Origin of the sequence: Pseudomonas sp. HMWF032 (assembly GCF_003060885.1) — a bacterium.
Lineage (GTDB): Bacteria > Pseudomonadota > Gammaproteobacteria > Pseudomonadales > Pseudomonadaceae > Aquipseudomonas.
Map to the genome: position 1 here is coordinate 1,204,348 of NZ_QAIG01000005.1, position 12,512 is coordinate 1,216,859.

At 51.3% G+C, this 12,512-nt stretch carries 9 protein-coding genes, 1 pseudogene and 1 other annotated feature; of the genes and pseudogenes, 5 read left to right on the forward strand and 5 right to left on the reverse strand.

From position 1 onward, the window contains the following. A partial coding sequence (locus DBR00_RS20655) for a nucleotidyltransferase domain-containing protein (RefSeq protein ID WP_218276602.1) occupies positions 1-849 on the reverse strand: 849 nt, incomplete at its 3' end. Positions 850-1,305: 456 nt separating this feature from the next. On the opposite strand from DBR00_RS20655, the gene DBR00_RS08355 reads away from it, so the two are divergent. The 5 genes from DBR00_RS08355 (at position 1,306) to DBR00_RS08375 (ending at position 7,918) form a co-directional block, all read left to right on the forward strand. Beyond that, positions 1,306-2,745 carry an RHS repeat domain-containing protein gene (locus DBR00_RS08355; protein ID WP_371920627.1) on the forward strand — a complete coding sequence of 480 codons (1,440 nt, stop codon included), beginning with the start codon at positions 1,306-1,308 and terminating at the stop codon, positions 2,743-2,745. After that, entirely contained in the window at positions 2,745-3,128 is a 384-nt protein-coding gene (locus DBR00_RS08360; RefSeq protein ID WP_108488375.1) for a hypothetical protein, read from the forward strand. Before DBR00_RS08355 ends, DBR00_RS08360 begins: the two co-directional genes overlap by 1 nt. Positions 3,129-3,692: 564 nt before the next feature. Further along, positions 3,693-5,393: a phospholipase D-like domain-containing protein gene (locus tag DBR00_RS08365; RefSeq protein WP_108488374.1), complete on the forward strand. Its 1,701-nt coding sequence runs from the start codon at positions 3,693-3,695 to the stop codon at positions 5,391-5,393. 445 nt (positions 5,394-5,838) lie between these two features. After that, positions 5,839-7,389 (forward strand): nucleoside deaminase, encoded by a 1,551-nt coding sequence (locus DBR00_RS08370; RefSeq protein ID WP_108488373.1) that lies wholly within the window; start codon positions 5,839-5,841, stop codon positions 7,387-7,389. A gap of 43 nt (positions 7,390-7,432) precedes the next feature. After that, positions 7,433-7,918 (forward strand): hypothetical protein, encoded by a 486-nt coding sequence (locus tag DBR00_RS08375; RefSeq protein WP_108488372.1) that lies wholly within the window; start codon positions 7,433-7,435, stop codon positions 7,916-7,918. A gap of 357 nt (positions 7,919-8,275) precedes the next feature. Here DBR00_RS08375 and DBR00_RS08380 read toward each other — a convergent pair whose 3' ends face one another. From DBR00_RS08380 to DBR00_RS08395, 4 genes and pseudogenes are all read right to left on the reverse strand, one after another. Beyond that, positions 8,276-8,962 (reverse strand): NYN domain-containing protein, encoded by a 687-nt coding sequence (locus tag DBR00_RS08380; RefSeq protein ID WP_108488371.1) that lies wholly within the window; start codon positions 8,960-8,962, stop codon positions 8,276-8,278. Positions 8,963-9,155: 193 nt separating this feature from the next. Then, positions 9,156-9,839 carry a tyrosine-type recombinase/integrase gene (locus DBR00_RS08385; protein WP_256582953.1) on the reverse strand — a complete coding sequence of 228 codons (684 nt, stop codon included), beginning with the start codon at positions 9,837-9,839 and terminating at the stop codon, positions 9,156-9,158. 273 nt (positions 9,840-10,112) lie between these two features. After that, positions 10,113-11,237 (reverse strand): annotated as a pseudogene (locus DBR00_RS08390) (IS3 family transposase). Next, positions 10,882-10,998, reverse strand: a sequence feature (AL1L pseudoknot). Its footprint overlaps the pseudogene before it by 117 nt. A 74-nt stretch (positions 11,238-11,311) precedes the next feature. Then, positions 11,312-12,448 (reverse strand): tyrosine-type recombinase/integrase, encoded by a 1,137-nt coding sequence (locus DBR00_RS08395; protein ID WP_177479935.1) that lies wholly within the window; start codon positions 12,446-12,448, stop codon positions 11,312-11,314. Between the last annotated feature and the right edge of the window lie 64 nt (positions 12,449-12,512).

Below are 12,512 nucleotides of genomic sequence, written 5' to 3' on the forward strand. Positions count from 1 at the left end.
CCCGGAAAGTGTTTTTACGGTATTGCTAGCTTCACCCGTCGATTTTATATATTTCATCTCGATAATTATTTGACTGTCAAAAAAGCTAAAATCTGAAAGCTTTTTGCTTCCATCATATATAATTGAAACTTCCTCTCTCGACATATTCGGAATAAATGGCCTGCAGGTTATTTCAAATAAATCTTGAAAGTCATACTCTGATTCCAAATTGGTGACCCAAGAGTCTTTTGCCTGCCCCCTCGATTTTGAAAACATCTTCTTATCAAATATCATACGACCAGCGACGGATATTAAAAACAGGGCTACTGAACTCACATCCTCCCCAATTAAAGGGCTGATCGGTAATCCGGAGTTTTCGATTTCCCTTAACTTCTTGTCATAGCTATCAGCCTTATAAAAAGAAGAAGGCATAGTGGTCATCTTGAATTCAACATCGCTCCTAAATTTAAAAAATGGTTTTATTCCACTATTTTGTATGAATCCTGAAGAGCGTTCCCATATAAGAACAGCATCAAGGCGCTCTAGCAGTTCCTGTTCAGTTGCATATGCAATGTAGCTTTCATTGGCACAACTTATAGCGACACCACCAGAGACAGTAAAAATATCTAGAATCGGGGTGTGATGTATGACACTCCTTAAATCTGTGGGCCTTATGTAATCTGATGTTATAAAGAGCAAATCCAAATCAGATCTTAAACTTTGGTGAGGATATCTTCTTGATCCAAATAGGTAAATTTTTTCAATAGCGCTAAAATAATCAACAATGACACCCAAGTCATTAATGAAAAATACATCTACATTTTCTTCTTCAAGTGCAGCATCTATTTCGGACTGATATTCTTCGTACATATTATATCCGTAGAGAAAACATAATTATTAATTAGGCGAAATTGCTAACGCGATTAAGCTAGGTGAAAGAGCAACATGAAAGGCCACAAGTAGCAAACCAACCAAAGCATCGTAATGGCTAGACGCTACTGATCGGCCTCAAGGCTGTCTAGCAGACGTGTCGAAATCACAGCAAGAGAAAGCGGATCATAGCGGAGGTGAAGTAGCTAGAGCCCAGGAATAGCAGGGCTTTGCGGGATAATGCAGGCAGAAACAGAGGGTTCGATTTCCTCGGCAAAAATGAGAGCGTCCCAAAAGTGTCACAGCCACAGCAAGGCAAAGCCGACCAATGCGGAATAGCACAATTCGTAACCATCTGATTTACTTGGCTAAGCGGATTTTAGCGGCGTATTGCGAGGTGTCAGGAATGGGTTCAGTATCCTTTACCCGCGTAACGCAGCCGGCCAGGTTAGCCAGGTGCAACTGCAAGTCGGTAGCGCTCAGCCAAGTGGTTTCGCCAGCAGCCTCAACTATCTGCCGTTTGGCCCGCTGAAAAGTCTCACCTGGGCAAATGGTGTAAGTCTCAGCCGCAGCTATGACCAAGACTACCGCCTGACCGAACAAACCGTGGGTGGCTGGAACAGCACCTACGGCTATGACGCCAACAGCAACATCACCACGCTAAACAGCAGCTTGCTAGGTGACCTCAATTACAGCTACGACGCTCTAGACCGTCTGACGGCGGAGCAAAAGACCAATCTGCAGCGAACCTACAGCTATGACTCCGTAGGTAACCGCACCGGCAAAACCATTACGCCCATCGTAAGTGGTGAGGCGCAGACCAGCACCCAGCAAACCTACCAGTACGCCAGCAACAGCAACCGCCTAGTCCTGCTCGATGCGCAAGCAGTTACCACCGATGCTGCCGGCAATCTGACTCAGGATCGTGCTAATCGCGAGCTGGTGTACGACGCACAGAACCGACTCACCAGCGTCAAACTCGACGGCAACACCGTGGCTGAGTTTCGCTACAACGCCCTCGGCCAGCGCACCCACAAGATCAGCTCACAAGGCACCACCACCTTCCTCTACGGGCCAGATGGTCAGCTACTGGGGGAGCAACAGTTCAATAGCCAAGGCGGCAAGCTAAGTGCCCAATACTACATCTGGCTCGACAGCATGCCGCTGGGTGGCGTCAGCATCACCTTTGATGCTCAGGGGGCTATCGCCAGCAGCGAACCGTTCTACCTACACAGCGACCACCTCAACACCCCGCGAATGGCGACCAACCAAACCCAGCAAAATGTTTGGCAGTGGCAGTCGGATGCATTCGGTGTGGGTCAAGCCAGCGGTAGTTTGGCAATGAATCTGCGCTTCCCAGGGCAGTATTTCGACCAGGAAAGCGGACTTCACTACAACTACTTCCGCGATTACGACCCCGAGACGGGCCGCTATGTCGAAAGCGATCCGATTGGGCTCGCGGGCGGGCTGAATACCTATGGGTATGTGATGGGAAACCCACTCCGATATATTGACCCTAAAGGCGAAAGCGTTTTGGTCGCTGAAGTCCTTGTTGTGGGGGCGGTGATTGTTGCAGGCGCTGCGGTTGTTAATAGTGTAAGCAATCCAGTCGGCCAGGACGTCCAAGAAGGTGGCGGTTTTGGTGTCATACCCGATTGGTATAACCCCAGTTACACTGGCCCGATTGCACCAGAAGCCCCATCTGAAATGGCAAAGGGTGGGAAGCAGAATATCGATAATGAGTACGTTCGCGATGTTCAGGCCCAGGGAAAAGGCTGCGATCCATGCAAGTATCTAAGAAATCTGTACAACAATGAAAGCCGAGCAATAGAACGGCAGAAAATAAAGCAAGCAATGAAGCGTTTTAATTGCGACGGCAAAAATAGGTTTAACTAATGACTTGGTTTGTAGCAAGTATAGCTTCTGTGATTGAGGTAGTAGACGACTCGCAAAGCGAGTATCCAATCTATGAGGATTTCTATCTATTTGAGGCTAACTCAGAGCAAGAGTTGCAAGATAAAATAAAGTCGCAAATGCAAATCATAAATGCAGCGGGCGAGTGCACGCTAGCGGGCAAGCCGGCTAGACAGCGCTGCATCGGTACTAGGAAAATAAGATCCATATACAATCAAAATTCAGCTGATATAGATAGCCTGCCCCCAACAGATGGAACGGAGTTGAGCCATTCATTTTATGTGGCGACATCTTTAAAGGAGGCAGAAGATTTTGGGCTTGGTAAATCAGTATTTATGAAGTGCGTTGATGACTCAGAAGAGTAAGCGAAGGTGTGGTTAGCCGGGGCATGCCTCGGCTTTTTCTGCACTGTTCGAAGCAGCTTCATTTGACAGCAGTCACGCGTCAGCCTCTTCTCCATTTGACGACAAGCCAACATCTTCCCTCACACCTCCAGTGTATTGGCCGTCACCTCAGTGCCAGTGGTGTCAACTTCTACCAGGGTGTTCCTAGGTCGGCGGTGGGCAGCGCCCATACTAGATTCGACTTTTGGCCAGAGACGGACTCAATCTCGTATTGGACAGATGAACCTGTATCCCGTGATTGCTTTTGACTTAGCTCACATCGGCTTCAGCGTTCATCACAGTGAGCCGTACCCCAAGGCTCAAATCAGTGATCAGTCCCGCTAACCCACCACCTGAACAAATCTCACAACAGGACTAGCCTGTCCTGCGCTTGGATCATCAACTTGGTCGAAGCCGCTCCAAGTTGTGCTGGTCGACGCTGAAATTTCACATTGCCAGGGCGGCAATTACGGCGAACGCATCTACCATTTAAAGTTAATTTCCCCGCTAGGAAGGCGTCAGCGGTCACCCAAGGAGGATGCGGCAATGCGTGAATCTGTGATCGGTGGTGCCCTGCGTGTGCGGGCAATTGCAGGAACTTATGTGGTGGTGCTGGCCTGGGACTTTGCCCCTGGTAACGAGCACAAGAAAGAAGGCCTTGTGGGCTTCGCTATTGAACGAGAGGAACTGGAGGGAGGCGAGGTTGTCGAGCGGTACTGGCTGACTGGAATCAAGCGTTTCAAAGACGTCGACAAGGGGCTTGCACCTGGCACCCCTGTGAGCACCGCTCGCCATCAGATTCAAAGCTTTCAATGGGCTGACTACACGGCCCAAACCAATCGCACCTACCGCTACAAGATCGTTCCGGTCTACGGGAAGATAAAGCTCCTAAAGCTCGATGAGCCATCGTCCGTGACTGTCGAGATATCTACGGAAATCGAGTATCTGCTACACCCAGACAAACGCAACGACGAGGCACGCCACGATGTCTACTTCAATCGCGGCGTCATCGGCTCACAAGCTTATGCACGGCAATTTGAGAATCGAAAACCAGACGGCGACGACCCTACATCAGAGGAGATGGCTTGGCTCTCTCGCGGTTTGTTTGAAGCGCTCATTAGGTTCATAGGCCTTGCTGAAGACGGCCAATACGGCCTACGTGCCGCGTTCTACGAATTCCAGTACCAGCCCGTCGCCAACGCCTTTGCCAAAGCGGTTGAAGCAGGTGCCGATGTCAAAATCGTTTACGACGATGTGAGCAAGTATAAGGAGGACAATCGAGAAACCATTCGGAATGCCGGCCTCGACGAGATGAATGTGGTCATCCCCCGAACCGTCTCCGAGGGGATTCGGCACAACAAATTCATCGTGCTCTTGAAGGACGAGCAGCCGGTGGCTGTATTGACAGGCTCAACCAACATCTCCGTGGGCGGGATTTTTGGGCAATCGAACGTAGGGCACATCGTGTGGAGTCCAACCGTTGCACAAGCATATCTGGATTACTGGGAACTCCTGTCGAACAACCTAGGCGCAACCAAGCTTCGGCCAGAACTGCGCAAGTTGAGTGAACTCCCCCATGGACGGCCAGATGCAGGGGTGACTATCCCGGTGTTCAGCCCTCGAGACCCAACGAAGGTCAGCAGCGAAACCCTTCAGTGGTATGCCGACCGAATGGCGGAAGCGAAGGAGATCTCTTGCATCACCCTGGCGTTCAATCTCGACAAGGTCTTCAGTGCGGTCATTACTCCCGAGAGCGACGTGCTGCGGTACATCGTGAAGCAAGGCGGGCTTGGCAGTGACGAGATCATTGGACGTGACAGAGACGTCCTGTTTGCGGCTGGCGAGTATCTCCCCGGAGGAGCGCTCGAGAACTTCCTTGCCGAAAGAGACAACCCCCTAAACACGAGAGACTACATCCACAGCAAGTTCTTGTTGGTTGATCCGCTCAGAGACTCCCCATTGGTAGTGACTGGGTCTGCGAACTTCAGCCAAGCATCCCAAAATAAAAACGACGAGAACATGCTCGTGATCTCTGGGGATACCCGTGTAGCCGACATCTACTTCGGGGAGTTCATGCGCATCTTCGATCACCACTACACCCGCTACATCGTCAAGAAGCTAGCCAGCAGCGACAAGAGCGATCCTGACGCAGGCTACCTGAAGGTTCGCACCACGGACTGGCTGGATAGTCATTTCAATGAGTACAGCCACAAGTCCAAGCGCCGGCGCTACTTTGCAGGCTTCTAGCGCCACCCGATTTACCTGACCTGGCAGGTAGCGGTTGGGGATACCCTGCTGGCAATCTGCCATAACAAGACTACTCTTTTCATTCTCTTGAGGGAGTGGAGAACATGGATGTCGAATCTAGCGGATGACTGCGATCTCATCGACCGACTCATGACAACGTACCTGCCTATGAGAACTCACAGGCAGAAGATCTTCCTCAAATACCGGTAGAGCTCCAAGAGTTCGAGAGCGACGTCGACGTGCTCGATAACTGGATAAAGGAGTTCATCGCCCGAGCGCCCTAATGATGCCGCCAAAGCCACTGAACCCTAAATACTAATAGATTTAGCAGTTCAACTACCGGCCCGAATCAAGAACAAGAAATACGAATTGCCAAGCTACAGGAGCCCGTTAAAGTTAATGCAAATATTTAGCTAAAAAATTTGACAACCCTACAGGGACAGACATGAATAAATTAATCAGATTACTTACAGCTATAATCTTAACTACAACAAGCTATACAGCCTCAGCTGCGTGCAATTTATCATTCTTTATTCAAGGGGATCCAACAAGGTATTCCTACCCCGAAATCTCTGATTTTATTCGAGAAAAAATAAGAGGCAATGTAAAATCAACAACCGATGAGCAAGACAGATACAATGTAATCATAAGCAGTGACTGCGGCGCACAGACCCAGAACAATCATTCAGCTACCTTAACCTTCCAAAAGAACACAATTTATATCAAAGAACTCAATGGAGTCCCCTTATGCAAAGAGAGCATGACTCCAAAAGGGTTGAGATGTGAGAGAACCGCATACAATTTTGTAGATTATAAAGGAGGTGCCCGGCTATCCATAGATGAGAAATCCGCCACCTCTGCCCTAGATGTAATTAGCTCAGTTTCAACAATTCAAGATTTAGAAGCCGCCAACCAAGCCCCAGAAAAAAAACAAGACATCCATAATGCAATACGGCTATTTGCAATGCTCTTAGCAGAGTCAGCCAGATTTGATTACGTATTAAATGATCTGGAATGCGCCTCTAAATCTACAGCACCGATTCAGTTCATGGACTATTGGACGTTGGTACACAATTGGGGAACAATTACTTCTAGAGTAACCACCTATGCGCCCGACCTAAAGCCCAGCGGATCCAAGAACGGCGTTGGAAAACTATTTGTACCCGTCACACCTGAGATGGTTTCATTCTTCAATAATGACCTTCAAAAAAGACCGCCCACACCCGAAGATATTACAACTGATGGAAAAAACACAGAGATCCCCATACGCACCCCATCATGCGAATTAACTTCTCAATCATCTCACTCCGCCCCTAGTGAAAGGGATGAAATCCTTTCACTGCTGACGATGGCAATGGTTGAGAAGGATTGGCAAAAAAATACTAATGGCCGGGGACATAATATTGGCTCTATTCTTGTCGACAAATCCAACACCCCCGTATTTTGGGCAAGAAACTCTGTTAGAAATAGAGATGATGCCACTCAGCATGGAGAAGTACGACTCATGCAGAGCTTCCTACAATGTCCTAATGTAGGTAAATACCTTGATGGGTATAGCGTATATACAACCTTAGAACCCTGCGCAATGTGCTCTGGAATGCTTGCAATGACCAAAGTAAAGCGCATTATTTATCTGCAGAAAGACCCTGCGTTTGGGCGCACAGGGGAAGCACTACGAAAAATAAAATACCCTAGAACATACGAAGAATATACACCGAAAGATCTAGCCCAAAAAATTGCTCTCGAGCGTAGCTTTGATGAATTCCAGAAGTCCAACGACAGCATTACCGACTTCTTGCTAACAGACCAATCTCATAACATATTCATCTCAGCAGCCAGTGCACTAGCACAATACAAAATCGTGCATCCAGAAAACTTGACCATATTGAAGTCCGCAAAAGAGTTCCTAACTAGAGTCACAGAAGAAAAATACGATGCCGAAATATTAAAAAACTGCCCCGCCGCAAATTTACAATCCAATCTTTACTTCAGGTAGCGGAAAAAACTAGCGTTTATCCGCCAAGGAGATATAAAAGATAATGAGAGACAAAGAACTCGTACTGCAATTGCCAGAGGCTGTTCGCGACTTATGGATTGCCCAGCAAGCTTTGGCAAAGCACTACAGAGGATGGGGTTTGAAATTCACGTTGGACGGGCGCTTGGTTGGGGACATTGCTGAAGCCTTGGCATTGGAGTATTTCGACCTGAAGCTCCCAAAGAAGCGTACGGCAGGTGTGGATGCGGTAACCAATACGGGGAAAACTGTGCAGGTGAAGGCAACAGGCAAGGAAAACACAGGGCCGGCGTTCACACCAGGCAGTGGGTACGCGGATCACCTTCTCTTCTTTCGTTTAAACTTTGAGGCCAACACTGCCTCCATTGCTTACAACGGGCCAGAAGCTCCGGTTCGAAAACTGCTTCCAACGAGTAATTGGACTAGCACAAAGGTGATTGCCCTTGCTGCCATTCGTTCCCTTGCTGCAGCGGTGACAACTGCAGAAGCGCTCCCGACCAAATTAGCCTGACTCACACACGGACTACAATTCAAATTCCTTCTAGGGATTTGAACCGAGAACCTAGGTGGTCATCTGGCATGCTTGCATGCCAGCACGAACGGGGCGGATTGGATACTCAGGAAAACGCTTTACAAAACCCTAGTGATGCTTAGACTTCAGGCCGACGACACGATATCTACCAAATCCAAGTGATTCGCGAATTGCGCTGAAAACACTGGGGTTTGCGGGACTCAGAGGGGTTAGGACACATTCCCCCCGGCTCCACCAAATAAAAACAGCCTAAGCCCTTGATTATCCTAGAGATTTTCAAGGGTTTTTGCTTTCTGGGGATAGCGACTGTCCCGAAAGTGTCACACCTGCCAGCGGCTACCAGTAATCAGGCTTAACGATGGCCGGCTTTCTGGGCAGTGGTACTTTTGGCGGGAGCTGGGAAGCTGACAACTCATTATCCGAAATATAGCGGCGCATCCAGTCAGCAGATGCTTTGAGCGAGCCGGGTGGATCACGGACAAGTTCGCCCGAGTCTAGGCGGTGAGGCAAGATCACACCCAAACGGATATGCGGGTAGTCTGATCGAATCGCAGCTAAAGCGGGTGCAAGGTCAGTATCACCCGAGACAAGCACAATCTGTTCAACCTGCAGGTGATCGGCACGGCAAGCAGTCCGGTACATGCCCAGTGCTAGGTTCACGTCCGTCTCTTTTTCTTCAAGCTGCCAAACAGCTACCTGATTCTGGCGAGAAGCCTTTTCACCTTCGACGAATCGTGGGGCATAGCCTTTAGCAAGGCGATGGGTGCCAAGTGTTACCGAAACGCCCCTAGCCTGCAGAGCGCGAATGTAGCGACTCTGAGCATCGTTAGATGCCTGTCCGCGAGTAGCTAACCGGGCAATGACGGGAGAGGTGAAGTAATCGACGGATACAAGCTCCGCAACTGGATCTTGCACACGAAGGATAGAAGACAGTAGCGCGGGAAGGTCTAACCACTTGTGAGGAGACCCATGCAGCACACCGTAATAGAGGTTGTAGCCGTCTACGAAAAAAGCTGTACGCACAAATCCTGATCCCCAGAAACGAAAAAACCGGCGATTAGGCCGGTTTCTTCACCCTAGGCTAAAGCTGAACTTAATCGGCTCGCCATGGGTTGAGTCGTTGGCCGATTATTGCCTAATAACCAAGGTTATACAAGGCAATATCCGGACAGTGGCGGCAAATAGCGGACAGTGGCGAACAGCACCTGTACTTACCTTATCGCAAGCTATAAGCCGAAACCAACAAACGATCAGCCAACGGGCTCAACCTCACCGCCTCGACCAGATGCTCCGGGGCCAAGTGCGAGTAGCGCATGGTCATAGCCAAGCTGGAGTGGCCTAGGATTTTCTGCAGGGTCAGGATGTTGCCGCCCTTCTGTATGAAGTGACTGGCAAAGGTATGGCGTAGCGCATGGCTGGCCTGTCCTTTGGGCAGCTGAATCCCAGACCGAACCAAGGCACGACGAAAAGAGCTGATTGAGCCTGTGAACGGGCCATGGCGCTTCCAATGATCCCTTATGAATATCTCTAGGGACGGATCAATTGGCACCGTGCGGACGCGGCTTGATTTGGTCTTGCTGTAAGTCACCGAGCCATTACGCAAACGGGCCGGGATTAACCCTTCTGCCTCAGACCAACGCGCACCAGTGGCAAGGCAAAGCAGAGTGATCGGTTCAACATGTGGGTTGTCAGAGTGCTTGCGGATGGCGTCCAGCAGAATGTTTACCTGATCATCTGTGAGCCAGGACAATTCACGCTCATCAATGCGGAATGGCTTCACCAGCTCCAATGGGTTGGCGTAGTCGATCTGGCCAAGGCCACGAAGCTCATTAAACACCGCACGCAGGTAGCCCAACTCATTGTTGAGGGTCTTAGGACTGGTTCCGTTTTCAGAGCGCAAGCGCCGATCATGGGCATAGACCGAAGCATCGAGCTTTGCAGCTACCGGGTTACGGAGCCGAACGCACATAGCATCGAGCCTAGTCTTTCGACGTAGACCATCCTTGAGCATGTGACCGTGGAGGTCATACCAGAGCGTCACCAATTCCGAGAGCTTGCGCCGATCGGAGGCTTGGGGGTTCCAGCCGGCATCCTTGGTTTTGTTGGCCAGAATAAACGTCTCGTAACGCAGGGCTGAATCGCCCCGGGTTTCGTGGAGGCCATTTCGTTTAAGTCAGGCAGCCATGGCCTGACCTGCTTGTTGCTGGTGGAAGTTTGCCTCAGCCTCCGCAGGCGGGATATACCCGATTGAGCTCAGCAGGCGCTGGTGGTTGTACCAGTGCACCCACTTCAACGTTGCCATCTCAACAGCCTCGCGGCTCTTCCATGACTGGCGGTAAATCAGCTCAGCCTTGTACAGCCCGTTGATGGTTTCGGCCAAGGCGTTACGACGACCGGTTGAATCCGCCCTGGCTGCCACGGTCACTGTGATGAATCAGGCCACCCGTGCGATGCGGCTGACGGGCATACAGGGCTTGCTCCAGGGCATCCAGTACGAAGTCCGTCCTCATGCTGGTACTGACTCGCCAGCCGACGATCCGCCGCGCAAACACGTCAATCACAAACGCCACGTACAGCCAGCCCTGCCAGGTCGACACATACGTGAAGTCCGACACCCACAGCTGGTTGGGGCGGTCGGCATGGAACTGGCGTTGCACACGATCCAGCGGGCACAGCACCTTGTCCCCGGCCATCGTTGTCCGCACGACCTGACCGCGCCTGATACCCTGCAATCCGGCTCGACGCATCAGTCGCTCCACCGTGCATCTGGCTGCCTTGATGCCTTCTCGCTGGAGCTGCTTCCAGACCTTCACTGCGCCATAGCACTGCATATTCGCGTCCCATACGCGCTGGATTTCCTTGATCAGCGTGTCATCGCGTCGAGCACGGCAACAGCGCAGTGCCGGGTTGCGCTGCTGCGCCGCGTGTCTGCGGTAACCGGACGGGGCGACCTGCAAGACACGGCAGATCGACTCGACCCCGAGGCGGTCACGATACTGGTCGACAAATGCCCTTAGGACTTGGTGCGGCGGTCGAGCTCCACCTGGGCAAAATACGCACTGGCCAGGCGCAAAATCTCGTTGGCTTTGCGCAGCTCGCGGTTCTCACGCTCCAGAGCCTTGAGGCGCTCGCGCTCCTCGGTGGTCGGCCCGGGACGCTGACCGGCATTGGTCTGGTGACGGCGAATCCAGGCATGCAGGGTTTCCGCCCACTCAGAGGGGTAATCGTTCAGATGCTCCAGAACCATGCGCACGGCACGTTCACGGACTTCAGGGGAGTAGGTCGTGGTCTTTTTCATAGCCTCATCTTCTCAAGAGTTGAGGCCTCCACGAAACCCGGGGCGATTCAATCCACTGTAAGTGTGACCTATCGCTAAAGCGGCAAGGCCTGTATACCGACGCCGTTAGCTCCGACATAAATAATGTTCAGCCCATCTAATGGCAACATTGCAGAAAAACCTTGGCGATCGGGCCGAATCAAGGTTTTGAAACCAGTAAGTTGGGAATTTGCCATCGCTACCAACCCACCGTTCCCGACCAACACGATACGGCCATCACGTAACTCTGCAATATCTGTAATGGCATGCCCTTCTGCGAGCGATAGCTGTCGCCAATTCTCACCTTTGTCTTCGCTTAACAAGAGACGTCCGCTCATACCTGCGAGTAGCAAGCGCCCGTCACGCAGAGAACTACCCGCCCACAGTGACCCATAAACACCTGTAGTCGTCTTGGCCAGTGCACGACGGAACGAGGTAATGGCCGCGTTTGGCTGGCCGTGCTGTTTCCAGTGTTGGCGGATCTTGGCTTCTAGCTCTGCAGTGATCGGCACAGAACGCACCTTTCCGCTCTTGGTTCCGCTGAACGTGATCACCCCATTACGCAGCCCGGTCGGCTTGAGCTTTTCGGCTTCTGACCATCGAGCGCCGGTAGCCAGACAAATAAGCGTGATGATCTCAACGTGTGGGTTATCGCAGCGATCACGGATGACCTCTAACAGCTCGCGGATCTGCTCAGTGGTCAACCAGGACAACTCACGTTCCTGGATTTTCAAAGGCTTCACCAGGGCCAACGGGTTGGCGTAGGTGATGACACCCAGTCCGCGCAGTTCGTTGTAGACCGAACGCAGATACCCCAGCTCATTGTTGAGGGTCTTGGGTGACGTGCCCTCCTCTAGCCTGATCCGTCGATCATGGGCATAGGTCTGCGGATCTAGCTTGGCTGCAGGTGGATTGCCCAGGCGTTTTGCGACCAGATCCAGCTTGGAGCGACGGCGCACACCATCCCTTAGCGAATGTCCGTGCAGATCAAACCATGAGCCAATGAGTGCCGTGAGCCGGCGCGCATCTGTTGGCTTAGGTGACCAGCTCGGGTTATCCACGACCTTAGCCCGGCACGTTGCTTCAAATCGCTGAGCCTCGCCCTTGGTCTTGAAGGTCTTACGAAAGCGCTTGCCCTTGATCGGTTCTACATCGACCTTCCATCGTCCGTCTGGCTGTTGCTCGATGGCCATTAGCGCCAGCCGTACACAGGTTCATCTGGCACGGCATAACGGAGATGAGCATCCAATTGACGCG

Bases quoted from the DNA above. Each gene is read 5' to 3' on its own strand.
- DBR00_RS08360 (WP_108488375.1), top strand. From the start codon at position 2,745: ATGACTTGGTTTGTAGCAAGTATAGCTTCTGTGATTGAGGTAGTAGAC.
- DBR00_RS08365 (WP_108488374.1), top strand. From the start codon at position 3,693: ATGCGTGAATCTGTGATCGGTGGTGCCCTGCGTGTGCGGGCAATTGCA.
- DBR00_RS08370 (WP_108488373.1), top strand. From the start codon at position 5,839: ATGAATAAATTAATCAGATTACTTACAGCTATAATCTTAACTACAACA.
- DBR00_RS08375 (WP_108488372.1), top strand. From the start codon at position 7,433: ATGAGAGACAAAGAACTCGTACTGCAATTGCCAGAGGCTGTTCGCGAC.
- DBR00_RS08395 (WP_177479935.1), bottom strand. From the start codon at position 12,448: ATGGCCATCGAGCAACAGCCAGACGGACGATGGAAGGTCGATGTAGAA.